This is a genomic window from Lactiplantibacillus plantarum, from assembly GCF_014131735.1.
Classification (GTDB): Bacteria; Bacillota; Bacilli; order Lactobacillales; family Lactobacillaceae; genus Lactiplantibacillus; species Lactiplantibacillus plantarum.
The window spans coordinates 2,036,405-2,059,812 of record NZ_CP039121.1; the positions used below are offsets into that span (position 1 = coordinate 2,036,405).

The 23,408-nt window shown below is 46.1% G+C and carries 20 protein-coding genes, 21 tRNA genes and 2 rRNA genes; 7 read left to right on the plus strand and 36 right to left on the minus strand.

Annotation, left to right across the window (positions count from 1 at the left end):
• Positions 1 to 99 precede the first annotated feature (99 nt).
• Together E5260_RS09435 and E5260_RS09440 are read right to left on the minus strand one after the other, a co-directional pair.
• The gene (locus E5260_RS09435) at positions 100 to 2,487 is read right to left on the minus strand and encodes a DNA translocase FtsK (RefSeq protein WP_003640867.1); all 2,388 of its coding nucleotides are present in this window, start codon (positions 2,485 to 2,487) and stop codon (positions 100 to 102) included.
• A 112-nt stretch (positions 2,488 to 2,599) separates the two neighbouring features.
• Positions 2,600 to 3,112: a tRNA (cytidine(34)-2'-O)-methyltransferase gene (locus E5260_RS09440; protein ID WP_003644616.1), complete on the minus strand. Its 513-nt coding sequence runs from the start codon at positions 3,110 to 3,112 to the stop codon at positions 2,600 to 2,602.
• Positions 3,113 to 3,403: 291 nt separating this feature from the next.
• On the opposite strand from E5260_RS09440, the gene E5260_RS09445 reads away from it, so the two are divergent.
• Positions 3,404 to 4,051: an NAD(P)-dependent oxidoreductase gene (locus E5260_RS09445; RefSeq protein ID WP_003640869.1), complete on the plus strand. Its 648-nt coding sequence runs from the start codon at positions 3,404 to 3,406 to the stop codon at positions 4,049 to 4,051.
• A gap of 334 nt (positions 4,052 to 4,385) precedes the next feature.
• Entirely contained in the window at positions 4,386 to 5,735 is a 1,350-nt protein-coding gene (gene brnQ / locus E5260_RS09450) for a branched-chain amino acid transport system II carrier protein (RefSeq protein WP_003640870.1), read from the plus strand.
• A 347-nt stretch (positions 5,736 to 6,082) separates the two neighbouring features.
• Here brnQ and E5260_RS09455 read toward each other — a convergent pair whose 3' ends face one another.
• Positions 6,083 to 6,937 (minus strand): methyltransferase domain-containing protein, encoded by an 855-nt coding sequence (locus E5260_RS09455; RefSeq protein ID WP_003640871.1) that lies wholly within the window; start codon positions 6,935 to 6,937, stop codon positions 6,083 to 6,085.
• A gap of 266 nt (positions 6,938 to 7,203) precedes the next feature.
• Here E5260_RS09455 and rpsN point away from each other — a divergent pair, with 266 nt between their 5' ends.
• Complete coding sequence (gene rpsN, locus E5260_RS09460) at positions 7,204 to 7,473, plus strand: 30S ribosomal protein S14 (protein ID WP_003640872.1); 270 nt, start codon at positions 7,204 to 7,206, stop codon at positions 7,471 to 7,473.
• A gap of 161 nt (positions 7,474 to 7,634) precedes the next feature.
• Here the strand turns inward: rpsN and E5260_RS09465 are convergent, their stop codons facing one another.
• Together E5260_RS09465 and E5260_RS09470 are read right to left on the minus strand one after the other, a co-directional pair.
• Positions 7,635 to 8,789 carry an AI-2E family transporter gene (locus E5260_RS09465; protein WP_003640873.1) on the minus strand — a complete coding sequence of 385 codons (1,155 nt, stop codon included), beginning with the start codon at positions 8,787 to 8,789 and terminating at the stop codon, positions 7,635 to 7,637.
• Between the two features lie 14 nt (positions 8,790 to 8,803).
• Positions 8,804 to 9,163, minus strand: a complete 360-nt coding sequence (locus E5260_RS09470; protein ID WP_003640874.1) for a PTS glucitol/sorbitol transporter subunit IIA — start codon at positions 9,161 to 9,163, stop codon at positions 8,804 to 8,806.
• 131 nt (positions 9,164 to 9,294) lie between these two features.
• Between E5260_RS09470 and E5260_RS09475 the strand changes: the two genes are divergently transcribed.
• A complete protein-coding gene (locus E5260_RS09475) occupies positions 9,295 to 10,314 on the plus strand; it encodes a lactonase family protein (RefSeq protein ID WP_003640875.1) in 1,020 nt (339 codons plus the stop codon).
• A 15-nt stretch (positions 10,315 to 10,329) separates the two neighbouring features.
• The gene (locus E5260_RS09480) at positions 10,330 to 10,968 is read left to right on the plus strand and encodes a copper homeostasis protein CutC (protein ID WP_003644620.1); all 639 of its coding nucleotides are present in this window, start codon (positions 10,330 to 10,332) and stop codon (positions 10,966 to 10,968) included.
• Positions 10,969 to 11,221: 253 nt separating this feature from the next.
• Here E5260_RS09480 and E5260_RS09485 read toward each other — a convergent pair whose 3' ends face one another.
• Genes E5260_RS09485 through E5260_RS09495 form a run of 3 tightly spaced genes read right to left on the minus strand, consistent with a single transcriptional unit; the run spans position 11,222 to position 13,583 of the window.
• On the minus strand, positions 11,222 to 12,124 hold the full coding sequence (locus E5260_RS09485; RefSeq protein WP_003640877.1) for an RluA family pseudouridine synthase: 903 nt from the start codon (positions 12,122 to 12,124) through the stop codon (positions 11,222 to 11,224).
• Positions 12,121 to 12,924 (minus strand): NAD kinase, encoded by an 804-nt coding sequence (locus E5260_RS09490; RefSeq protein ID WP_003640878.1) that lies wholly within the window; start codon positions 12,922 to 12,924, stop codon positions 12,121 to 12,123. Before E5260_RS09490 ends, E5260_RS09485 begins: the two co-directional genes overlap by 4 nt.
• On the minus strand, positions 12,921 to 13,583 hold the full coding sequence (locus E5260_RS09495; protein ID WP_003640879.1) for a GTP pyrophosphokinase: 663 nt from the start codon (positions 13,581 to 13,583) through the stop codon (positions 12,921 to 12,923). Before E5260_RS09495 ends, E5260_RS09490 begins: the two co-directional genes overlap by 4 nt.
• A gap of 292 nt (positions 13,584 to 13,875) precedes the next feature.
• On the opposite strand from E5260_RS09495, the gene E5260_RS09500 reads away from it, so the two are divergent.
• Positions 13,876 to 14,511, plus strand: coding sequence for a DsbA family protein (locus tag E5260_RS09500; RefSeq protein ID WP_003640880.1), 636 nt, complete (start codon positions 13,876 to 13,878; stop codon positions 14,509 to 14,511).
• 214 nt (positions 14,512 to 14,725) lie between these two features.
• Here E5260_RS09500 and pepF read toward each other — a convergent pair whose 3' ends face one another.
• The 5 genes from pepF to E5260_RS09525 all read right to left on the minus strand — a co-directional run bounded on the left by pepF (position 14,726) and on the right by E5260_RS09525 (position 20,180).
• The gene (pepF, locus tag E5260_RS09505; protein WP_003640881.1) at positions 14,726 to 16,537 is read right to left on the minus strand and encodes an oligoendopeptidase F; all 1,812 of its coding nucleotides are present in this window, start codon (positions 16,535 to 16,537) and stop codon (positions 14,726 to 14,728) included.
• Between the two features lie 77 nt (positions 16,538 to 16,614).
• Positions 16,615 to 17,700, minus strand: a complete 1,086-nt coding sequence (locus tag E5260_RS09510) for a competence protein CoiA (protein ID WP_003640882.1) — start codon at positions 17,698 to 17,700, stop codon at positions 16,615 to 16,617.
• A gap of 184 nt (positions 17,701 to 17,884) precedes the next feature.
• Complete coding sequence (locus E5260_RS09515; RefSeq protein WP_003640883.1) at positions 17,885 to 18,616, minus strand: adaptor protein MecA; 732 nt, start codon at positions 18,614 to 18,616, stop codon at positions 17,885 to 17,887.
• A gap of 135 nt (positions 18,617 to 18,751) precedes the next feature.
• Positions 18,752 to 19,150 carry a transcriptional regulator SpxA gene (spxA, locus tag E5260_RS09520; protein WP_003640884.1) on the minus strand — a complete coding sequence of 133 codons (399 nt, stop codon included), beginning with the start codon at positions 19,148 to 19,150 and terminating at the stop codon, positions 18,752 to 18,754.
• A gap of 286 nt (positions 19,151 to 19,436) precedes the next feature.
• Positions 19,437 to 20,180, minus strand: coding sequence for an MBL fold metallo-hydrolase (locus tag E5260_RS09525; protein ID WP_003644623.1), 744 nt, complete (start codon positions 20,178 to 20,180; stop codon positions 19,437 to 19,439).
• A gap of 140 nt (positions 20,181 to 20,320) precedes the next feature.
• Between E5260_RS09525 and E5260_RS09530 the strand changes: the two genes are divergently transcribed.
• Positions 20,321 to 20,821, plus strand: coding sequence for an antibiotic biosynthesis monooxygenase (locus E5260_RS09530; RefSeq protein ID WP_003640886.1), 501 nt, complete (start codon positions 20,321 to 20,323; stop codon positions 20,819 to 20,821).
• Positions 20,822 to 21,164: 343 nt separating this feature from the next.
• Here E5260_RS09530 and E5260_RS09535 read toward each other — a convergent pair.
• The 23 genes from E5260_RS09535 to rrf (E5260_RS09645) form a co-directional block, all read right to left on the minus strand.
• Positions 21,165 to 21,239 (minus strand) — tRNA-Asp (locus E5260_RS09535).
• Positions 21,240 to 21,241: 2 nt separating this feature from the next.
• Positions 21,242 to 21,315 (minus strand) — tRNA-Met (locus tag E5260_RS09540).
• Between the two features lie 9 nt (positions 21,316 to 21,324).
• Positions 21,325 to 21,397: transfer RNA gene (locus tag E5260_RS09545), tRNA-Glu, on the minus strand.
• Between the two features lie 19 nt (positions 21,398 to 21,416).
• Positions 21,417 to 21,504: transfer RNA gene (locus tag E5260_RS09550), tRNA-Ser, on the minus strand.
• Between the two features lie 4 nt (positions 21,505 to 21,508).
• Positions 21,509 to 21,583, minus strand: a tRNA-Ile gene (locus E5260_RS09555).
• A gap of 6 nt (positions 21,584 to 21,589) precedes the next feature.
• A tRNA-Gly gene (locus E5260_RS09560) sits at positions 21,590 to 21,660 on the minus strand.
• 12 nt (positions 21,661 to 21,672) lie between these two features.
• Positions 21,673 to 21,745: transfer RNA gene (locus E5260_RS09565), tRNA-Phe, on the minus strand.
• A 29-nt stretch (positions 21,746 to 21,774) separates the two neighbouring features.
• Positions 21,775 to 21,849: transfer RNA gene (locus E5260_RS09570), tRNA-Asp, on the minus strand.
• Positions 21,850 to 21,852: 3 nt separating this feature from the next.
• Positions 21,853 to 21,926, minus strand: a tRNA-Met gene (locus E5260_RS09575).
• A gap of 6 nt (positions 21,927 to 21,932) precedes the next feature.
• Positions 21,933 to 22,022 (minus strand) — tRNA-Ser (locus E5260_RS09580).
• A gap of 39 nt (positions 22,023 to 22,061) precedes the next feature.
• Positions 22,062 to 22,135 (minus strand) — tRNA-Ile (locus E5260_RS09585).
• Between the two features lie 15 nt (positions 22,136 to 22,150).
• Positions 22,151 to 22,224, minus strand: a tRNA-Met gene (locus tag E5260_RS09590).
• Between the two features lie 31 nt (positions 22,225 to 22,255).
• Positions 22,256 to 22,329: transfer RNA gene (locus E5260_RS09595), tRNA-Pro, on the minus strand.
• A gap of 5 nt (positions 22,330 to 22,334) precedes the next feature.
• Positions 22,335 to 22,408, minus strand: a tRNA-Arg gene (locus E5260_RS09600).
• 10 nt (positions 22,409 to 22,418) lie between these two features.
• Positions 22,419 to 22,504 (minus strand) — tRNA-Leu (locus tag E5260_RS09605).
• Positions 22,505 to 22,519: 15 nt separating this feature from the next.
• A tRNA-Gly gene (locus E5260_RS09610) sits at positions 22,520 to 22,591 on the minus strand.
• A gap of 16 nt (positions 22,592 to 22,607) precedes the next feature.
• Positions 22,608 to 22,680: transfer RNA gene (locus E5260_RS09615), tRNA-Thr, on the minus strand.
• A gap of 94 nt (positions 22,681 to 22,774) precedes the next feature.
• Positions 22,775 to 22,847, minus strand: a tRNA-Lys gene (locus E5260_RS09620).
• A gap of 4 nt (positions 22,848 to 22,851) precedes the next feature.
• Positions 22,852 to 22,924 (minus strand) — tRNA-Val (locus tag E5260_RS09625).
• A 6-nt stretch (positions 22,925 to 22,930) separates the two neighbouring features.
• Positions 22,931 to 23,047: ribosomal RNA gene (gene rrf, locus E5260_RS09630) — 5S ribosomal RNA — on the minus strand.
• Positions 23,048 to 23,101: 54 nt separating this feature from the next.
• Positions 23,102 to 23,174 (minus strand) — tRNA-Lys (locus E5260_RS09635).
• Between the two features lie 4 nt (positions 23,175 to 23,178).
• Positions 23,179 to 23,251, minus strand: a tRNA-Val gene (locus E5260_RS09640).
• 6 nt (positions 23,252 to 23,257) lie between these two features.
• Positions 23,258 to 23,374, minus strand: a 5S ribosomal RNA gene (rrf, locus tag E5260_RS09645).
• Between the last annotated feature and the right edge of the window lie 34 nt (positions 23,375 to 23,408).

Sequence of the window (23,408 nt, forward strand, 5' to 3'; positions counted from 1 at the left end):
ATTGAAACCTTTACTTTAACGTCGATTATTCAATCGTATCGGCAGCGCCACCATGTGAAGTCATGCCATTCAAATGATGCCCACCAATCTTACTGGACGCTAAGCGTCATTACCCGACGCGGGCGCTTCGTCAGCCGATTTTTGGCGGTAAACCTTACGTGGCTTACTCCCCTCCGAAGGGCCCACCACGCCGCGTTCCTCCATTTCGTCGACGATCCGTGCTGCCCGGTTATACCCGATACGGAAGCGTCGTTGGAGCATCGAGACACTGGCGGACTGTTGATCAGTCACCAATTCAACGGCTTCGGCATAATACTCATCCTCACCGTCACGAGGGTCCCCACTACCAGCGGCATCCGTCTCGTCATCCTTGACCAGCATACTATCGTCATAATCAGCCGTCTGTTGGGCTTTGATAAAGTTGACAACTTCTTCAACATCATGGTCAGAAATATAAGCACCCTGCACGCGCAGTGGCTTATTCATGCCCATTGGCTGATACAGCATGTCCCCACGACCAAGTAGCTTTTCAGCACCGTTACTATCAATAATTGTCCGCGAATCCGTCCCACTTGAAACGGCAAATGCCATCCGTGACGGTACATTGGCTTTAATTAATCCGGTAATAACATCTACCGACGGCCGTTGTGTTGCCAAAATCATATGAATACCGGCTGCCCGGGCCATTTGACCCAAGCGAATAATGGCATCCTCCACTTCGCTCGAAGTGACCATCATTAAATCGGCTAATTCATCGACGACCACCACAATGTATGGTAAGACGGGCCGTGACTGCCCATCAGCCGCATTTTGTTGACGGATATATTGGTTGTACCCCTGCATGTTACGCTGCTTGGAATCCGCGAACAATTCATAGCGTCGCTCCATCTCGGCAACGACCTTATGCAACGCCCGGGCCGCCTTCTTCGGTTCCGTGACTACGGGCGTCAACAGATGTGGAATCCCATTGTAAACCCCTAATTCAACCTTTTTAGGGTCAATCAGCATAAACTTAACTTGACTTGGTTTCGTGTTCATCAGTAGCCCCGTGATCATCACGTTAATGGCAACCGACTTCCCACTCCCAGTTGAACCAGCAATCAGTAGGTGCGGCATTTTAGACAAGTCGGCAACGACTAAATTACCAGAAACATCACGGCCGAGCGGTACGGCCAACGGTTTGGTCGGGTGCGCTGGTTGGGCCTCAACGATATCCCGAAATGACACTGTTGAAATCTGTTTATTTGGCACTTCGATTCCAATCAATGATTTACCGGGAATGGGCGCTTCGATTCGAAGATCCTTCGCTGCCAGCGCTAACGCTAAGTCGTCCGCTAAATTGACGACCTTGCTGACCTTGACCCCAACAGCTGGATGTAACTCATACTTCGTTACGGATGGCCCTAAGCTGACATTCTTCACTTCAACTTGAACACCGAAACTTGCCAACGTGGTTGTTAGCTTCTGCGAGTTACTCTCAATCGTTGCGTACTCAGCACTCTGATCCGTTTTTGGAATCTTCGTCAATAGTGTTGACTCTGGCAACTGGTAGTCCGCATCATCCATCACTTCAGTCCCTTGGAGTTCTTGTTCATGATCAACCGTAGCAGCTGAAGTTGGGGATTTTATGGGCAAGGCTTCACGATCACTAGCCACCGTGATATTCAAGTCGGCAGGCGAGCTCGTAACTGCACTGGCTGCTGAGTCCGGCGCCGAAGTCCCGCTCGTTGTCTCAGCAGGGGCTGCTGACTGTGGTACGGTTGACGTTGGCTGCTTCTCAGTACTTGCCGCTTGATTGGCGCGCACTTGTTGGTGAACCCGCCAACGGGCAATTTGAACCCGGAGCACGTGCGTCAGCCATTCATAACCGGATCGCAGTTGCTGGCCCAATTGCATCAAGGCCTGACGCAACGCTTGCATCGTCTTATGGAACGGCAAATCAAAGGTAATGTAGATACTGGCAACCATCAGGATCAGTGCGATCAAAATTGTCCCGACATTAGCCAATAGTGGATAAGTGACACTATAGCCAGCAGCGCCGACTAATCCGCCACCAAGATTACTGGCCATGCCCCCCTTGGCAAAATCATTTTTGATCAGATTCCACGTCAACGACCAAAAATCGGTATGGTGATTCAATTGATTAAACATCGGGATCTCTAATAGCAATAAGTAACTGAAGAAAAACAAGTTACCACCGACCCACCACCGCCAAGTCAGTCGTGGCCACCGACCAAAAATCATCAAATATCCCATGACGAGGAGTGTTAGCCCGGCAAAAATCTGGTAGGCATTCCCAGCAATGGCTCGGAAAAACTCTGCGAATACCATGCCCACTAACCCCACCTTCAACAAGGCGAGGATCGTGACCAATAGTCCAATCAGGCCAATGACATTCCCCGTCATCTGCCGCTTAGCCGCAACCGTCGGCTTCTTCTTGCGCGTCGAGGTCCGGCGCTTTTTTGTTGTTGCTTGTCTACGCGCCACGCTTCGTTCATCCTTTCTCAATTAATACTGTCTTCATTATAACAAACTCAAGTTCCCCCGTCCCCATCAAAAAACGCACCCTAACGTTTAGCGCTAGTGCACGTTCTGTTGGTTACTTCAACTTATCATTTTCATAGTGGTGCGACCGTTCAAGGTTCGGGAATTGTTGTTGCCGCAGGGCTTCATAAATCACAATCGCAGCCGAATTCGATAAATTCAAGGCTCGAATATGTGAATCATCTTGAGGAATCCGAATGGCCTTTTCGGGATATTTGCGCATAAATGGTTCTGGTAACCCTGTCGTTTCCTTACCAAATAAGAAATAGTGATCCTTACCCGTATCACTATAATCAACATCCGTATAGTCATGTTCAGCAAATTTAGACACTAAGTACAACTGATTTAAATCAGGGATACTAGCTAAAAAATCTTGCAAGTCAGCATGATAAGTAATATCGACACTATCCCAGTAGTCCAAGCCAGCCCGTTTTAAGTGCTTATCATCAATTTTGAAGCCCAACGGTTCAATCAGATGCAAGGCCGTATCCGTTCCGGCACACGTCCGGGCAATATTACCAGTATTCGCTGGCATTAACGGTTCAAATAACGCAATGTGATTTGTCAAAATAATCGTCCTCATTCATATTAGTCTCTACGCCATGTTCATTCATAGCAATCCTATTAATCATACCATGTCTATGGTTCAACAGCGAACTTTGAAACTAAAAAACGCTTTGTTCGCATTCTTAACCAATCTTTCCTATACTAATCACCGTACGCGCCGGAGGGCGGAACAGGACGCACACTGGCTGACGAACACCAATCTAAACCTGACACGTTGTCATCATGATTCATGCCGGATTAACACGTACAAGGCAGCATTCGGATCATTTTATAACTCGAGGAGGAATTATCTATGAAAATTATGATTATTGGCGCAACCGGAATGGCTGGCTCAGCCATCACCAAACTAGCACTTGAACGGAACCACACCGTCGTAGCCATCGGACGTTCTGAAGAAAAGCTAGCCGCTCTACCGGCTAACCCAAATTTGCAGACCAAAGCTAAAGACGCTTTCGATCTCACACTATCTGAGCTACAGGCGGTTGACGTGGTCGTTGACGCAATGGCGACTAGTCCTGATAAGGCTTACCGACACGTGGATCTGGCAACTAAGCTGATCGCTCAGCTCCGCGAACAACAGCGGCCACGTCTCCTCTTCATCTTAGGGGCCGGTAGTTTAACAACTGGTGATGATCAACACCTCTTCGTGCACGACATTGAAAGTAATCCCGCCAATGCTGCCTTCGTCGCCATTCCGCAAAACCAACTGGCCGAACTGACCTTCTTACGAACCGTCACCAACGTCGATTGGGTTGGAATTTCCCCGGCCGCCAATTTCACAGCAGGTCCTGCTACCCCGGCCCAGTACGGCCATGACACATTACTGACGAACACTACTGGTGAATCAGTGACCAATAGTGGCACGATGGCGGTAGCCGTTTTAAACGAACTGGAAACGCCCAAACATCATCAAGAACGCTTTACAGTCGCTAACCAGTAAACGTCTTGCCTAGCAGCGCTAAAATATCGAGTGGCAGCCAAACCACAAGCCGAGCGCTACTTGAGCAATTTAGTTAACTGTGACGCGCTTTAAATAAGACCAATTAATCCCGCCAGAATCTGACGGGATTTTTGTGGCGTCGCAATTGCTGGCAGTATTTAACAGCTAAGTGCTGCCACCGCCCCATCTCTCCTCATTGCGACAGTCGTAGCCAACATTGTCACTAACCAGTTGGTTGCATTACACCGCCAGTTAACGCCCTCACCGACCTTTAATTAATTCTTCACCAAAGCATGCTAAACTATTGCCATGTTTATTTGAAAGTGGGGATACCATGAATAACCGTTTATCAGGACGGAATTTACTCTTCATCGGCACCATGTTATTTGGACTATTTTTCGGTGCTGGTAACTTGATTTTTCCAATTTTTCTGGGCCAGCAAGCCGGCCAACACGTTGGTGCGGCCATTATCGGACTATTGATCACCGGGATTGGACTTCCATTACTAGGCGTGATCGGCATGGGGCTGACGCGCAGTCAGGGCGTATTTGACCTGGCAACAAACGTTAGCCGATCATACGCGTATGTCTTCACCGTACTGCTTTACTTTACCCTCGGGCCACTTTTTGCAATGCCACGATTAGCAACTACGGCCTTTCAGATTGGACTGGCCCCCTTCTTAACCACCCAATTACAACCCGTGGTGCTATTGGGCTTCTCCGTTGCTTTTTTCGTCGTCACTTGGTTACTGGCTCGTAATCCCGGTAAGATTATGACCTATGTTGGTAAGTGGCTGACACCCATCTTTTTGCTATTATTAGGTGCCTTAATGCTTGTCGCTATCATTAAGCCACTGGGATCACTTAACGTCGCGGCGAGTGGCGCCTATGTCAGCCATCCAGTTCTAACTGGTTTTACTGAAGGCTACAACACGATGGATGCGTTAGCCTCGCTAGCTTTTGGCATCGTCGTGATTGATGCGATTCGCGACCTCGGTGTCCGTGATCCGGGGCAAATCGCAACTGATACCATTAAAGCAGGTCTAATCAGCATGAGTTTAATGGCAGTCATCTATGGCCTGCTGGCGATTATGGGTACCATGAGCTTAGGTCGCTTTGCTCCAGCTGCCAATGGGGGGATTACCTTAGCTCAAATTGCCGATGCCTACTTCGGCCGATTCGGTAATGTTTTACTAGCTCTAATTGTCATCATCGCTTGCTTAAAAACTGCCATTGGCCTCACTTCTGCTTTCGGTGATACGTTGCATGGCATGTTTCCTAAGATTTCCTACCATTGGCTGATCACCATCGCTTGTCTCATTCCAGCCATTCTTGCTAACGTTGGGCTAACTGAAATGATTACTTATTCAACCCCAGTGCTGATGTTTCTCTACCCGCTCGCAATCGTGTTAATCATACTGGCAGTACTGGCACCATGGCTTGGGATGTCCCGCTGGTTATATGGAATGACAACTGTCTGGACCATGATTCCGGCCATTCTTGCCGGCATTAACGCTATGCCATCCGCCTGGGTACAAGCATCCTGGTTGCAAGCTTTGCTTCATCTCAACGCGTGGCTACCGCTTGCCAATCTAGGGTTAGGCTGGAGTGTACCCGCACTGCTAGGTTTCGGTTTAGGGTGGTTGATCAGCCGTAAACAACCATCTGCTTCTAAATTGCATTAATATAGCGTCACATATAAAATAGCGGACCTTCTGATAGCCATCCACGACTTTTCAGAAGGTCCGCTTTAAATTACGAGAGCCATGCCAATTGACTGGTTGCCATTGAACCTCACCGGTGAATCATGGCATTATTCAGGACTGGTATGAATGCAATAGCAACACATGGTCACACCTCACCGTCAGCTTTTGAAGACACAAAAAAACGTAGTATTTCGGTGTGGGCACGGCGAAACGCTACGTTAATGAAGTACAACTCGGTAGTCACCAACGACATGTCGATGTTAACTACCAAACGATTTCTCAAAGGTTATCTTAACACCGGCGTTTCAATCATGCAAGCACCCGCGCTAACCTTTTTGCATCGTTAATAAACTCACATCAACGGTAATCTTAGTTAACCCCTGCCGTTTAGCGGTTGCGAGCTGCTCAGCATCCGCACCCCAGTGCAGCGGTGTCATGACTAATAAGTCGTTAAAGTCAATGTTATCAAGCGCAACTTGGTATTGAATTCGTTGCCGCTTAGCAGTGGGATAGTGCTGGGCAAACAGATCTAACACCCGTTGATTATCATACTGATACTGTCGATCAGTCGGTTTAAATAGTAAATGACGCAGTTCAACTAAGTACTCAGGATTTGGCACGATCTTCAATAACTGTCCACCGGGCGCAAGGACCCGTTCAAACTCTTGGTAAGCGGATGGTGAGAAGACATCCATAATGGCCGTGAATGCCCCATCGGTAAAGGGTAATTGGGCCAAATCGGCCACACAATAATAAGCAGTCGTCGTCAATTGGGTCGCTAAGTTAACCCCATCCTTACTAATGTCAAAACCAATCCCCACGTCTTCAGAATTGGCATGCATTGTCAACAAATCAGCTAGGGGGGTGCCTTCACCGCTACCAATATCTAAGATTCGTTGCGCCGTTTTTGGCAATGCCGCATTAATGGCTTGGACAATGGGGCCGAAAAAACCAGCTTGCAAAACTCGGCGCCGCGCTGCCAGCATGTTAGCATCGTATTCGCTAGCGACTTGATGCGTCAGAAAATACAACGTCCCTTTTTTTGAAAAATCTACTTGATGCCCATTAGGACAACATAAGCTGTGGCCGTCAATTGTCACATATGCTTGATTACAAACTAAGCATCGAAAGCGATCGATATTTGCCTGAACAAACTGGATGCCGCGGTCAATTTTTTTCACAGGTGTCACCTTACCTTGGTTAATTTTATCATTAGGCGTCCCATATCCAAGCGATGCTTTCCAGCTTACCTGAAACTATGGATTCACGATGACAACATCGTGTAAAGGACGTATGTTCAATCATACCATATCGGGGCGGACAAAATAGTAGCTGTTACGATTTAGGTGTGGTATCTTATTAACTGTTCTAAAGGCTGACTTAAATTGTCAAAATGAATTTGCTACCGAATGGCATGAATTTAATGACATAAAGGAGACTCATTCAGATGGCAAAGAAATCAAAAATTGCGAAAGAAAAACGCATCGAAGCAACCGTGGCTAAGTATGCCGAACGACGCCAAGCACTTAAAGCTGCTGGCAACTATACCGAATTGGCAAAATTACCACGTAATGCTTCACCCGTGCGTATTCATCGGCGCGACTCACTTGACGGTCGACCACATGCTTACCTACGTAAGTTCGGCATGTCGCGCCTTAACTTTCGTCGCTTAGCGCACGCTGGTCAAATTCCAGGTGTTAAAAAAGCAAGCTGGTAAAGTGACAACTGGCGTGATATTCACTAATGATTAGTAACATCACCATTCAGTTAAATTAAAAAGGTTCCACAGAATTGTCATCAGACTTCTGTGGAACCTTTTTAATTTGGCGTTATTGGTTTAATCGCGTTTCAGCGCCATCTGAGTAGCCAACAATTACCTTACTTGTTAGTTTGATCAGTTGATGGGGTTGCTTCAGCCTCATACAATCCCGAAGACCGTCGATACCAGTCAAACAGATGTGTCCACAAAACTTTCAAGATCGCATAGCCTGGAATCCCGAAAATAACCCCCATCAACCCGAAGATTTTACCAGCCGCTAATAGGACGACTAAAATCGTAATCGGATGAATAGCTAAGCTACTCCCTAAGACTAACGGTGAGATAAAGCGGCCTTCAATCGTTTGTTCAATGACGAAGACAATCAGAACTTGGACCAACATCCATGGTGAGGTGACTAACGCAATGACCACTGAAGGCACCATTGCGAGAAAAGACCCTAAATATGGAATCAAATTTAAGATTCCAGCCGCAATTCCCAACGTCAGCGCAAATTTCAAGCCAATAATACTGTAACCAACCGCAAACATCACGGCAACAAAGAACGCCACGGTCAATTGACCACGAATATAATTACTGACCTGTGAATTGATTTCTGTCAAAACTTCTAAGAATCCTGAGCGCGCTTTGGTAGGTACAAACTTAGCCATATACTTCGGTAGTTGATGACCATCGCGCAATAGGTAAAAAAGAATAAACGGCATTGTTATCAACCCAATGATGACGGTCGTTACGGTACTAAATACGCCTGTAAGTGAAGTCACCGTCCCGGTCAAATACTTCGAAAAGCGGCCACTCACTAGCTTACTGAGATCCGTGTTCCAACTTTCAAGTTGGTCACGGATACTACTGAGTTGCGGATCATTGAGCCAGCGATTAACTTCAGTACTGGCATTTTTCCAATAATTGGGCCAGTCATTGATAATTGATAAAGTTTGATCGCGAATCGTTGGGATAATCGCAATAATGCCTAACGCCAACAGCGCGACAACCACAATAAACAAACCAATGATCGTCCAGGTTCGTCGTACGCGAAAACGCTTTTCTAGCCAGTCAACAAGTGGATTAAGCAAGTAGTACAGCACACCGGCCAAAATAATCGGCAAACCCACGATGCTAAAAAATTGCCGGACCGGATCTAATAGCCAATCGACTTGCTTGCCCATAAAGAAGATCGTCAATACTAATAAAATAACGACCAAAATCCGAATGAGCCGTTGCGCTGACCACCGTTGTTTCTGTGAATCAGGTTTCAAACAATCCCTCCTTCCTAAGCCTGATACGTAATAACGCTACCGACCTTGATTGTTGGTAACTGGTTTGGTGTCAAATAAATGCCGTTTTCCATTGGTTTGGCAGGTACTGGTTTGAAGTACAACGTCGCGTGCCCAATTGACGTTAAATTAGCTTCCACTAGTCCCCCTGCAAAGGCCACCGTATAAGTTTGTCGATCGATCGTAATGGTGCTACCAGCAACTAACGACAGACTCGCGATGGGCTGCTCAAATTTCTGAATCACCGCGATTTGCTGTAATGGTGCCGTGGCCGTTTCATCGAATAAAACTAAAATTGGTTCCTTGGAATCGATAGCACTCGCACCAATCGATTGTACTGTTGCAGTTATTGTCATATTGAGACCCCCATCGGTTAATTAATTGCTTTAATTGTAGCATAGTCCTAATCACAGACGCCAATTTGTCATCGCTTACACGGGCCATATCTATGCTATACTTGAATTATCTATCAAGGAGGTTTGTTATCATGCAAGAACGCATTTTATTCGGAACATATACGAAAAAAACAAGCCAAGGGATTTACCAAGGAACCCTTGACACCACTGCCAAAACCTTAACCAACGATGGCTTACTGGCAGCCACTCAAAATCCCACCTATTTGGCCCTCTCAGCTAAGGATTGCCTATACAGTGTCGATAAGGAAGATGACGAGGGCGGTATCGCTGCTTGGCAAATCGACGGGCAAACTGCTCACAAACTAAACACCGTTGTCGCACCTGGCACCCCACCAGCTTACGTTGCTGTCGATGAGGCCCGGCAACTCGTCTACAGTGCCAACTATCATAAGGGAACGGCCGAAGTCATGAAAATTGCTGCTGATGGCGCGCTGACTTTGACCGATACTGTTCAACATAGTGGCCATGGCCCTCGTCCTGAACAAGACGGCTCCCATATTCATTACACCGACCTCACGCCAGATAATTGCTTAGCCGTAATCGATTTAGGTAGCGATAAGGTCTATGTCTATAACGTCAGCGACGCCGGTCAGTTAAGTGAACAATCCCTGCTCACTATGGAAGCTGGCTTTGGACCACGTCACCTCGTGTTCAGTCCAGACGGCCAATACGCCTTCTTAGCTGGTGAATTATCGAGTCAGATTGCGAGCTTAAAATATGACGCCCAAACTGGTGCCTTTACGCAGCTTGGCATTGTGAAGACCATTCCTGCCGACTACACGGCGCACAACGGTGCCGCAGCCATCCGCTTAAGTCACGACGGTCATTTTCTCTACGTCTCCAATCGTGGCTACAATACGTTAGCTGTCTTTGCAGTAACCGCCGACGGTCATTTGACCCTGATTCAGCAAATCAGTACGGAAGGTGACTTCCCCCGTGATTTTGATTTAGATCCAACTGAAGCCTTTGTCGTGGTCGTTAATCAAAACACTGATAATGCCACTTTGTATGCACGCGACTTAACGAGTGGTAAACTAAGTCTATTACAAAAGGACGTTACTGTGCCTGAAGGCGTTTGCGTCCGTTTCTAGTAAAGGATGAAACTCATGTTATTAAAAGAAGTCTGTGTTGAAAATTACACTAACATTCCCGCAGCCATTGCGGCCGGTGCCAATCGGATCGAACTCAACGATAACCTATCCGTTGGCGGTACAACGGTCAGTCGTGGTGTAATGGCTGAGGCAGCCAAGTATACCAGTGAACATCACGTGCCCCTAGTGACCATGATTCGCCCCCGTGGTGGCAATTTCGTTTATAATGATACGGAATTAAAAATCATGGAAGCGGACCTGCTACAGGCTCAATCATTAGGTGTTGATGGTGTCGCATTTGGTGCTTTGACTGCGGATAATCAGCTTGACGAAGAAGCCTTAGCGTTACTAATTGGTGCAGCCGGTGGCATGTCGATCACCTTCCACATGGCTTTTGACGCCATCCCTGAAAATCAACAAGCCGCGGCAATTGACTGGTTAGTAGACCATGACGTCGATCGCATTTTGACACATGGCGGCCCACTTGATCAGCCGATTGCTGACTGTGTCCCCCACTTGCAAACGACGATCAAACAGGCCGCTGGCCGAATTCAGATCCTACCTGGTGGTGGCATTACCACCGCCAATGTCGCCGACATCACCACAACGCTCGGCGTCAAACAGGCCCATGGGACCAAGATTATTAATTACTAAGAACTGCCAAAAAGGCGCATCTCATTTTTTGAGATGCGCCTTTTGATTGGCGAAGTAAACTAAAAAATTAGACCATTAATCACGGTTATTCAATGGTCTAATATTGGCACAAGCGCCCGCACTAAGCCAACTTGCCCTGAGCCCTCTTCCGCGAACAAATTGGTCATTGTCAACGCTGATCAATTGGCTCGTGTTCATCATCAATCATGCTAATTAGGATAAACATAAAACGGACCAAATCTTAATGGTCACTTTATGAATTGGCACGTTGATTATGAATAATTAAACGGTTAAGATCAGCCGGTAATGGTGCAAAGGTCGTGAGGGTCTGGCTAATGAATGGATCATCAAATTCCAGTTGCATGCAGTGCAGTGCTTGGCGCTGAATCCACGGGTCACGAGGACCGCCATAAAGGGCATCACCGATCAATGGATGACCGCTAGCTGCAAAGTGCACCCGAATCTGATGCGTTCGGCCGGTATGCAGCCGTACCCGGACGACTGTCATGTTACGCAGCCGCTTGACCACCCAGTACTCGGTTAAAGACGGCTTACCGTCGGGACGGGTCGTTCGTTTGATAAATGAATCAGCGGCACGACCAATGGGCGCATCTAGCCACCCGTGGTCAGTCGTCAATTCACCACTGACGACGGCTAAGTACATTTTGCGCATCGCATGGGCCTTCAATTGATGATCAATAATCGAATGGGCAAAATGGTGCTTAGCGAAGAGAACGATACCGCTCGTATCCCGATCCAAACGCGTGGTGATATGCACAACCTCATTATCATAATGGGCCGCTTGATAATAACCTTTTACCCGATTCGCTAAGGTATTGTCAGGTAAGGCATGCGCCGGTACTGAGGCCACTCCTGCTGGTTTATTCACAATCAGGTAGTCACGATCCTCATATAAGATATCGATCGGCAACGTCGAGACGCCTAAGTGGTCATTACCAATTTCAGCAGGTGTGACCATCGTCACAGTCTCACCGCCTGTCAGCATATGAATCGCTAATACCGGTCGTTCATCAACGAGAATTGCCCCACCATGAAACTTAACTTTTTTCAACAAACTACGTGTCACACCATGTTGTGCCAAGAGTGTCTTAACTTTCATCGGGGTCGTCTCATGGTTGATCCAAGTAAACCTCATTGCTCGTCCAACCCGATGAAGGATGTCCCGACCCGTTGCCAGAAGCGATTATGACGATGCTGAGCAAATGCAATTCGACGATTAGCAATTGAATAACGAATTTGTTCAATTGGCCGCGGCTGCGTATCCATTTGATCAGCTGTAAAGACAAAGTGTGACTGCTGTTGTGGCCGAATCGTTATTGTTTCATACGGCGCTACGATGACTGGCGAGCCTAATGTTCGGAAGACTCGGTTGTTGATCGACGCAATCTCGGCCATTTGTAAAGCGTCCAAGCGCGGATGAATGACAGCACCACCAACTGACTTATTATAAGCCGTCGAACCAGTTGGAGTGGAGACGCATAACCCATCGCCACGAAAACGTTCAAATAGTTCATCTTGAATATAAACATCGGCAACCATGGTACTCCCAAGCTTCTTAAGCGTTGACTCGTTCAACGCCAAATAATGATCAGTCGCATCCGTATCCGCATAAGTAATATCTACAGCTAGCAAGGGATAGGTCACACTCTGGCCGTTGTCTTCCAGTAAACCGTTGATCAGTTGGTCGATTTCATAATCTCGCCAGTCCGTATAGAAGCCTAAATGGCCAGTATGCACGCCAACAAAGCGAACTTGGTCAACCATGTGACTATAGTGGTGAAACGCCGCTAAAAGCGTCCCATCGCCTCCTACCGACAAAACAATGTCTGGGTGCTCATCATCAATTTCAAACCCGGCAGCCAGCAGTTTAGTATGTAACTCACCCGCTACTTTCTTGGTCTTGGCACTCGCATTTGCAAAAATCGTTACTTTCATGAATTTTGATCTTCCTTTGTCGTGTCAGGCTCATCGTTGCCCGGCCCCTTCCCATACGAGAACAAGCTCTGAGCTTCTTGAATTTCCTCACGAATTTCTGACATTTCTTTATCCAAACTAAAGGCGGCTTCCGCAGCCCGTTGTAATCGTTGACTCAAGTTTTCAGGGAAATCCCCTTGATATTTATAGTTAAGCGAATGTTCAATGGTCGCCCAGAAATTCATGGCAAGTGTCCGGACTTGGATTTCGGCCAAAATTTTCTTTTCACCACCGACCATTTGGACCGGATATTCAATCACGATATGATACGAACGGTAACCAGATGGCTTTTCATTACTAATGTAATCGCGTTCTTCCAGAATTGTCATATCCGTCCGTTTTCGCAATAAATCAACGACCTGATAGATATCCTCAACGAATTGACACATAATCCGCAAACCAGCAATATCCTGCATATCTTGTTCTAGGCGATCTTCTTGTACTTTACGTCGGGTCATCTTTTCCTTAATGCTATCAACGGGTTTGACCCGCCCCGTTACAAATTCAATCGGTTCATGCTGATTCAAATCACGAAATTGTTTGCGCATTCCCCGCAATTTAACTTTAAGCTCATCAACGGCTTGCTGATAAGGCAGTAAAAAATGATTCCAATCTTCCATCGGGGCACCTCCGTTTCAATCCATACCCTAAAATTTTACCATAAATCGTCGGAATAAAAAGTTAACGTTCTCGAGATTGAACCCTAAGTTCACTTTTTTTCCAAACTGTAATCCTAGAAACAAAATACTTTACGAATTTAGCAAATCGGTGCATGATTACGGGTGAAGGTTTAAGCTAAGTAACGAGTGATTTTCTGCATTAAAAAATTTATGAAATGAAAAACTTGCAAATACCTCGTTTGATTGGTATTCTGCACTATGACGCGAATAGAGAAAGTGGAGGAATTATAACGTGTTAGAAGTGTATTTATTTGTAAATCCGTTGGCAAACCAATGCGTACGTGATGAGCAAAACGTGTTACGGTTGGCAAACGACTCAGACAAGCAAATCCAATTTCAATTCGTACCATTACTCAATATTAATGTGATTCAACGGGCTCTAAAGTGCCAAGGAATCAAGGCATCCGACTGGCATGCTCAAAATCAACAGTCTCAAACATTGTACCGAGTTATTTTGGATTATAAAGCCGCCCTTTTTCAAGGCAAAAAACGGGGGCGTAACTTTTTAATTGCCTTGCAATCTGCAATGCTCAAGGCTGGTCAACACTATTCGGAAGAGCTCGTCAAAACGGTTGCAACTAACTGTCAGATTGACTTAGACATGTTCATGGAAGATCGGGACAGTGACTTGGCGAAACAGGCCTTTCATGCTGATCAGCGGCTTGCATCTGAAATGAACATTACCGAAGCATCGTCGGCCGTCGTTTTTGATTGCGACCAATATGATTATGGTGTCTTGCTAGAACATTTTAATTACACGACTCTTTTTGACTTAGTCAATGGCAATCTGGATCCTTTTCAAGATGCAACTCGGGCAACCAATGCCAGCTGTGCTAGCCTTGCCAACGCACAATTACACGTTTTATAATTCCAGTAATTGCAATTATTCAACTGGTCCTACCAGTCAAAAGCACCCGACGATCATTTTCGCCGGGTGCTTTTGACTGTATTTACCTTTTATAGCTGCCAGAATAAGCCTTCTGGACTCGGCAGCTAACACCCTAACTGATAAGCGGGTCAGGTGTAAAATAAGCGTCGGGACCGAACATCCTGACGCTCATTGTGCTTGCTTTTATAACTGGTTAATCTTGGGTGACCAACTGTTCAAATTCATTTAATCGTTCTTCAAATACCTCGAAAGCTGCATCAAGATAATCAGGCTTGGTCATATCAACTCCAGCTCGGTGCATGACATCGATTGGGAAAGCAGATGAACCAGCTTTCAAGTAACCGAGATAATCCGCAACAGCATCTGTCTGTTGCGTACTAATACGGTCAGCCAACGTTGAGGCCGCTGCAAAACCCGTGGCATACTGATAAACATAATAATTGTAATAAAAATGCGGGATACGGGACCATTCGTCGGCAATTTGCGGATCACTGACGACGGCGTCACCATAGTAGCGTTGGTTCAACTGCAAATAATGTTTTGACAAGCGATCGGCAGTCAAAGCCTGACCTTCTTGATCTTGCTCATGAAGCCACTGTTCAAACTCAGCAAATTGCGTCTGCCGGAAAACGGTGCCTTTAAATCCATCTAAGTAGTAATTCAAGACATACGCCCGCATTTTTGGATCTTGTTCAGTCGCTAAGAAATAGTTCGTCAACAAGTTTTCATTAGTCGTTGAAGCAATTTCCGCCACGAAAATTGAATAGTCACCATACTGATAAGGCTGATGATGTGTCGTGAAGTAAGAGTGCATACTGTGTCCCATTTCGTGCACCAACGTATATAAATTATCAATATTATCCTGCCAGTTCAACAGCATGTATGGCGCGGTATCATACATTCCTGACGAATACGCCCCGCTACGTTTGCCTTGATTTTCCACCACATCAATCCACCGTGAAGCAAACGCTGTTTTGACGTGTTTGAGATAATCAGAGCCCAAAATTTTGAGCGCTTGTAAAGCAGTTGCTTGAGCCTGCTGGTAGGAATAGTTGGTCGTCGGCTTGGGTGCCAATGGCGTGTACATATCATACATATGCAACTGATCAACTCCGAGCAGTTGTTTCCGTAACGCAACATACCGGTGCAATAAGTCCAAATGCTTGTCAACGGACGTGACTAAAGAATCGTAAACCGCCGTCGGAATCTGATTGGCAGCAAGTGCTGCCGTCCGCGCATCTGGATAATGATGAGCCTGGGCAACAAAATTGTGTACCTTGACTTGGCTAGCTAAAGTCGAAGCAAGTGTTCGCCGGAACTGGCCGTATACTTTATACAGTGCTTCAAACGCCTCTCGCCGAACAGCCGGATGAACGGACTCAAGTAACACCCCATAAATTCCTTGTGACAATTTGACAGGGTTGCCGTCGTCATCCTTTACCGTTGGAAATTGAAAGTCAGCGTTATTCAGTACACCAAAAGTTTTCGCAGAAGCACCAAAAATATCACTAGCGCCTGCGAGTAAAGCTTCTTCGCTTTCAGACAGAACGTGTCCCTTTTGCAACCGGATCGTATCCAACAAATGCCGATAATCACGTAAATCGACGTTTTCATCAAGGTACGTATCCAATTCGCCCGGCGTTAATTCCAAGATTGCTGGTTCGAACCAGGCAGTCGCTGCGGATACCTTGGCAGTCAAACTACTAGCTTGATCGTCTAAAGCCGCATTGGTACTATTGCCAGTATCCTGGTCACTTTTCAGACTTGCGTATACCGCCACTTTCTCTAACCGACGATACAGCGCTAAAACAGCCTGGATGCCAGCCAGCACCGTGTCGGCCGAGCTTGTAAACGTTTCTTTAAGCGCAGTGACGGTGGGGATTGCAGCTTTGACTTGTGCAATATCCGCCTCATACGCGGCCTGATCTGCATAAATGGGCGTCAAATCCCACGTCAGTTCTTCAGGAACGGCCGAACGGGTCGGCAATTGTTTGGTTGCTACCATGCAAATTCCTCCAATTATTTCAATATAGCACTAGATTACCACAGATTGCGCCTATCGCGGTAGCATCTGTTCCGGAATCAATGTTTGCGCCATCGAAGCTGGCCGGAATTCACATGCCACTCAGTTTTCTGCCAGTTTATCACTTGCTGCTCGCTAAGCATCGTAATCATGGTCGTTATCAGTTGTTGTATTAACGTGCCTCGTGCTTGCAGGCAGGCACGCCGGGCAAGTAATGGCCGTAATTGGGCCCAGATCAATGCCTCTAATTGTGGCCCAGTAAGCCGTCCGGACTGTTGCCGCAGTGCAAAAAAGACGTGGGCGTGCCAGACCAGATATGGTACCGATAACAGCGGTAGTTGCGGCACAGTGGGCATCGTCCACGTCGGTAACTGGACAATCGTTCCTCCGCGTTGATAGCAAGCCACTTGTAACGCATCAAAACCACGTTGATGTCGAAGCCGTGCCAACATTAACTGTTGATAATAATGCCGTAAATGCGTGTCCGGCAAAGTTGGGGTGTTAATTTTAGGAGCCAATTGGCGAAAACGTAACACCGACTGGCTGCGCGTATCCAGTCGAATCGTTTGATAGGTCAGCGGTTCCGTATCCAATGTCAAGACGTGATGCAATAAACGAACACTAGTACTTTGAGTGTCCAAAAAAAGTAGAAACAGGCCCCACCGTTGCTGGTACTGCAAAAACTTCAAAGCCTTGCTATTGAGGTGCAATTGTCGCTGATAGGGGCGTCCCAACAACCATAACACTTGATAGCCATGCTGACGATAGCCCTGCGTCCGAGCTGCGAGTCGCTCCACTGACAAGGGTGAACACTGAAATTCTAACGCGAGTGGTTGCGCTGTACCTCGTCGAACCAAGATATCCGGGCGCTGATGTATCTCTGGCAAACCAGCCTCTAAGCGCACCGTATAACCACTGGCAGCGAACCAGGTCGCTAATTGTTGTTTACCACGAAGATGTTCCGTTGTTTCCCCTTCAGAGAAAGCATCACAATCCGTGGCATGGACGTGGGCAAAATGTGGCACGATCACTGCCCCCCGTTTCAATCGCACCGGCTGCACACATTCTGGACAGTAATATTCTATTTGGCGATCAGCCGTCGCCGCATTAACGAGTTGATGCTGGGCATCCATCGCGATCAACATGATGGTCCCTCCCTTCAACAACTAATTACGTCATTAAAGCCAATTCTCACGCAAACCCATCATCATTTATTGACCCCGAGCAGCACCCGTCTTTTGGCAAAGCGTCCGGCAGGCAGATTGTTTATCCGTGGATACAAAAAAGCCTTAACATTACGAATAAACGTTATGTTGAGGCAATTAACTGCTATTTAAAATAGTGCCGGATGGTTTCCAAAGCAGCATTAGACATGATCTTTTCACCATGTTCAAGTAGTACGTCAGCTGAAATATTAGCTAAATGGGCATATTCCAAGGCTACTGCGACATCATCTTTGATAGTGGCCGTTGATGATTGATCGACAAAGAAAACCAGTTCTAGATAATATTGGTCGCGATACTTGAATAAGTTAGACGCGAGTCCCTCTGGCCGGAATAATTGTGCCAATGAAACAAGATCCTCAAATTGATCGAATTTCAACACGTATTCCTTAGTTGGTGTATCAGGATCATCCAAATACGGATCGAGATCATTAGTGTCCTTAGTTGGATTATGTGCAATACCTTGTCCATCTTCAACCTGATTCGTATCCGTCTGCATCAGTTTACGCTTCAAATAATCTGAAACATCATCTTGTGAGTCGCTATCATCCGATTGGTCGGGTGACTGAGTTGCTTTAGCAATCGTATCTTGTAAATTATCACTGTTTTTGCTAATAAATAATTCTAAACCATTTCGGTTTGGTAATACTTGGAAAGTTACGGCATCATTGTCCTGAAATTGATGATCAACATCAACTTCCTCCAAGATGCTATAGAAGAAACTTTCAATTTGCTTATGATTCCCTAGTAAATCTAGTACGCGAATACCGCGTTCATTGAGATCATCATTTCCAATAACGACGCGAATCGTATCTTCGTTGATGCGTTCCATCTCCATTACAGATCCACCCCTTTCTAAGTGTCAAGGGCCATAATCACTATCACAATTCTAACTTATTTCAGTTTATTGTAAAGTAATCTATCTGAAAATACAAAAATTGGCCAATTAGTTAAGCTAACTAGCCAATGATAATCACATATTTGCTAATTGTTGTGCCCGTAATAATTCTAATGTCCGAATTCTTCGTGGCAAGAAGCGGCGAATCTCGTCCTCATTGTAACCAACTTGCAGCCGCTTCTCATCAAGCATAATTGGTCGACGTAACAGACTAGGATCATGAGTAATCATGTCAAACAATTCATTGAGTGACAAATCATTAATATCAACGTTCAGTTGTTGAAAGGCCTTTGAGCGAGTGGAAATAATTTCTTCCGTCCCTGATTCAGTCAGTTGTAGGATCTGCTTGATTTTTTCAATTGAAAGCGGTTCGGTAAACAGATTGTGTTCTTGAAAATCAATGTCGTGTGTCTGTAACCAAGCCTTGGCTTTGCGACATGAGGTACAACTTGGTGCGGTATATAAAATAACCATCCTGGGTCCTCCTTGGCATCGTTAATCAATTTTATAACATAATTCATTATACGCTACTCACTTTTAATTGTGAATAGGTTTAACAAAATTAATTTATTTAAAACTAATAATATAAAATACAATTATTCGATATATGTATTTTTTCTATTGAATAAACCGCTTTTATAGTCATTCTTGTTATTAATTAATTCGTATACAATTTAATTATGACTTATGATATCAATAATCTATTAACGGTAAACTGACAGAAAAAGCTTAGCAAAATAATTTGCTAAGCCCTATCATACTAGCCAAGATTCAATTGTAAAAACTTTTGAGCAACTGTCACTTGAATGTCATTACCGGCGGCTGCTTGTGCTTCTTGTTGGAGTTGTGTAAATGAGACATCTTGTGGCAAGTGTGTGAGCAATAATTTTTTGACGCGGGCATCTTTGGCAATTTTACCAGACTGTGCCGACGTCATATGCCACATTTTACCAGTTTTATCTGCGGCAAAATTCGTATCAGTCATCAATAACTGTGCCCCGGCTGCGAAAGTCGCTAATTCTGGCAAATAAGCCGTATCGGCGGAAAAGACAAGTTCTTGCCCCGTCGCTCGCTCGACCAACTTAACGGCATAGGCTGGAACTGGATGTTTAGTCGGTAAAAAGCTCACATCAAACGGCCCAATTTGATTGACAGCAGCCGGATCATAGGCCCGACCTTCTGTGGCATTCGCCCAGGTCAAGGCACCAAAGTTAAGTGGATCAGCGGTGTGCCCGTAAATCGGCAGCACGGGCGTCTTCCGTTCACCAGCACGCAACTGCCAGTAATATTGTAAGACCCCAACGTCCGCCGTATGATCGTGATGATAATGAGTCAGGAGCACACTATCGAGCTGTAAGGGGTCTAAAATCTCTTCTAAGGCGTTTAGCGCCCCCGACCCACAATCGAGCAATAAATGGTAATCACCGGCTGTAATCAGGTAAGAACTCGTACCCACGCCATCGTATGGATAACCACCATAGTAACCAAGAACTGTTAGTTTCATTATTGACCATCCCTTCATTTCTCTGTCCACTTCTATTTTAATATAGCACCAAGAAAAAATGAAACCAACAACTTAACATATTTTCAATTATTTTGAAAAACACGTATAATAATAGATGTAATAAATAAGGAGTGATATTGATGAGTGGAAAGATTGCAGCAACATTTGGGACACGTAAAATTCTAACCATGATCCAACAACAAAATGCTGATCGTGACTTGTTATTAATGCAGGCCAACGCCACTGAAGATCGCTATATGCTACTCGATTTAACCGGCGAAAAAACCGTTTTTTCAAGCCCCGTAACGTATGACGTTTTACTTTCAAAAGGATCAGCTGACTGGCATGGAATGACAAGTTTCATCTTCATTGATTTACCGGAAGAAGAACAAAAAGTCTTTAAATCTAAGTTTAGTAGTTTCCGACACGATTATAATAAGCCAGATGGGCTGAAACATTTTTGGATCTTACGTGAGTCCAAAAATAATTCAGCCTTCGTGATTGTCACAAATTGGCATAGCGACTCCGAATATGCTGTTTGGCTGCGAAGCGCTTCATTCAAGCCATTTGCCAAGTACATCACCTCAGATTACGGCTACCACGAAAGTCGCTATTCATTTGTACGTTCATTAAAATCATAATCATCCGGTATTGGATATTTCAAGTCGCTGCAGTGATTGAACTGCAACGACTTTTTTCATGAATATTACTTTTACTCAACACTGCTAAATCTCATCAGTTGATATATAAGCCTCGTTCACAACATCACATCGCAGTCAGAACCAACATATGTCCCGATCAGTGTGATCCTAAAGAATCTGCCGTCAGCTTTAGTTGAGCAATCGTGAGCCCAATCAGCCATCTGTTGAATGACACCCACCCTATTTACTGATTACAGTGCGCACCTCTTTAGGTGATCTCGTCAAACAGTTAATATTCTGAAAACACAAAAAAACGTCATTCATCAACGAATGACGTTTGTGACGGTCCGTACGAGACTCGAACTCGTGATCTCCTGCGTGACAGGCAGGCGTCCTAAACCAACTAGACCAACGGACCAATTGCGGGAGCAGGGTTTGAACCTGCGACCTTCGGGTTATGAGCCCGACGAGCTACCAGACTGCTCCATCCCGCGATAATATAATGACCCCTACGGGATTCGAACCCATGTTACTGCCGTGAAAGGGCAGTGTCTTAAACCACTTGACCAAGGGGTCATATTTTTAAATGGTACAACGGAGAAGGAGGGATTCGAACCCTCGCACCGCTTGCGCGATCTATACCCTTAGCAGGGGCACCTCTTCAGCCACTTGAGTACTTCTCCAAAATGGGCCTAAATGGACTTGAACCATCGACCTCACGCTTATCAGGCGTGCGCTCTAAACCAGCTGAGCTATAGGCCCAAAAAAAGCGGGTAACGAGAATCGGACTCGCGACAACAGCTTGGAAGGCTGTGGTTTTACCACTAAACTATACCCGCAGAATACAGATATGGCGCGGGACGGAATCGAACCGCCGACACATGGAGCTTCAATCCATTGCTCTACCGACTGAGCTACCGAGCCATTGTAGCCATTTAGAACTATTAACTTAACGGTCCGTACGAGACTCGAACTCGTGATCTCCTGCGTGACAGGCAGGCGTCCTAAACCAACTAGACCAACGGACCAAATTGCGGGAGCAGGGTTTGAACCTGCGACCTTCGGGTTATGAGCCCGACGAGCTACCAGACTGCTCCATCCCGCGATAATAAGGAGGATGAGAGATTCGAACTCTCGCGTGGTTTGACCCACCTGACGGTTTTCAAGACCGTTCCCTTCAGCCAGACTTGGGTAATCCTCCATATGATGTAACTAGGAAATGTCCACTATTAATAGTAGATGGACCTTGTAGGGCTCGAACCTACGACCGGACGGTTATGAGCCGTCTGCTCTAACCAACTGAGCTAAAGGTCCAAGCTCTAATTCCTATCGCGGCAGGGGGAATCGAACCCTCGACCTCCCGGGTATGAACCGGACGCTCTAGCCAGCTGAGCTACACCGCGATGTGTTAAATAATCGTATATGACTACTTAATCGGGAAAACAGGATTCGAACCTGCGACCCCCTGGTCCCAAACCAGGTGCTCTACCAAGCTGAGCTATTTCCCGTTATATGCACCCAGTAGGAGTCGAACCTACAACCTTCTGATTCGTAGTCAGACACTCTATCCAATTGCGCTATGGGTGCTTCATAAAAGTGCCGAGGACCGGGATCGAACCGGTACGGTTATCACTAACCGCAGGATTTTAAGTCCTGTGCGTCTGCCAATTCCGCCACCCCGGCAACACTTTGGAACAAAGCGGAAGACGGGATTCGAACCCGCGACCCCCACCATGGCAAGGTGATGTTCTACCACTGAACTACTTCCGCATAACTATTCAGTTAATGCCGACTAGAGGATTCGAACCTCCGACCCCCTGTTTACAAGACAGATGCTCTGCCAGCTGAGCTAAGTCGGCATGACGATTAACACAACTATAACATCATATCATGCTCAGTTACATAAATCAACAATAACTTTTGTGAAACTATTTAATTATGAGCCGTGAACAATGAGCCGTGACAGTCTCGAACTGTCGACCCTCTGATTAAAAGTCAGATGCTCTACCAACTGAGCTAACGGCTCATGATGGAGGATACAGGGCTCGAACCTGTGACCCTCTGCTTGTAAGGCAGACGCTCTCCCAACTGAGCTAATCCTCCAATTTCGCATGGCAACGTCCTACCCTCGCAGGGAGCGATCCCCCAACTACTCTCGGCGCTAAGAAGCTTAACTTCTGTGTTCGACATGGGAACAGGTGTATCCTTCTCGCCATCATCACCACACTATGTGAAACTAAATATTAAATTGAATAATATCCATTTAACCTTGCGGTTAAATGAGCCGTGACAGTCTCGAACTGTCGACCCTCTGATTAAAAGTCAGATGCTCTACCAACTGAGCTAACGGCTCATGATGGAGGATACAGGGCTCGAACCTGTGACCCTCTGCTTGTAAGGCAGACGCTCTCCCAACTGAGCTAATCCTCCAATTTCGCATGGCAACGTCCTACCCTCGCAGGGAGCGATCCCCCAACTACTCTCGGCGCTAAGAAGCTTAACTTCTGTATTCGACATGGGAACAGGTGTATCCTTCTCGCCATCGTCACCACACTATTGAGAAACTTGTGCTCTCAAAACTAGACAA

Coding starts and splice junctions, on each gene's coding strand:
- E5260_RS09485 (WP_003640877.1), bottom strand. CDS start 12,124: ATGAGGTTTACTTGGATCAACCATGAGACGACCCCGATGAAAGTTAAG.
- E5260_RS09480 (WP_003644620.1), top strand. CDS start 10,330: ATGTTATTAAAAGAAGTCTGTGTTGAAAATTACACTAACATTCCCGCA.
- E5260_RS09530 (WP_003640886.1), top strand. CDS start 20,321: ATGAGTGGAAAGATTGCAGCAACATTTGGGACACGTAAAATTCTAACC.
- pepF (WP_003640881.1), bottom strand. CDS start 16,537: ATGGTAGCAACCAAACAATTGCCGACCCGTTCGGCCGTTCCTGAAGAA.
- rpsN (WP_003640872.1), top strand. CDS start 7,204: ATGGCAAAGAAATCAAAAATTGCGAAAGAAAAACGCATCGAAGCAACC.
- E5260_RS09490 (WP_003640878.1), bottom strand. CDS start 12,924: ATGAAAGTAACGATTTTTGCAAATGCGAGTGCCAAGACCAAGAAAGTA.
- brnQ (WP_003640870.1), top strand. CDS start 4,386: ATGAATAACCGTTTATCAGGACGGAATTTACTCTTCATCGGCACCATG.
- E5260_RS09445 (WP_003640869.1), top strand. CDS start 3,404: ATGAAAATTATGATTATTGGCGCAACCGGAATGGCTGGCTCAGCCATC.
- E5260_RS09470 (WP_003640874.1), bottom strand. CDS start 9,163: ATGACAATAACTGCAACAGTACAATCGATTGGTGCGAGTGCTATCGAT.
- spxA (WP_003640884.1), bottom strand. CDS start 19,150: ATGGTTATTTTATATACCGCACCAAGTTGTACCTCATGTCGCAAAGCC.
- E5260_RS09515 (WP_003640883.1), bottom strand. CDS start 18,616: ATGGAGATGGAACGCATCAACGAAGATACGATTCGCGTCGTTATTGGA.
- E5260_RS09510 (WP_003640882.1), bottom strand. CDS start 17,700: ATGTTGATCGCGATGGATGCCCAGCATCAACTCGTTAATGCGGCGACG.
- E5260_RS09525 (WP_003644623.1), bottom strand. CDS start 20,180: ATGAAACTAACAGTTCTTGGTTACTATGGTGGTTATCCATACGATGGC.
- E5260_RS09475 (WP_003640875.1), top strand. CDS start 9,295: ATGCAAGAACGCATTTTATTCGGAACATATACGAAAAAAACAAGCCAA.
- E5260_RS09495 (WP_003640879.1), bottom strand. CDS start 13,583: ATGGAAGATTGGAATCATTTTTTACTGCCTTATCAGCAAGCCGTTGAT.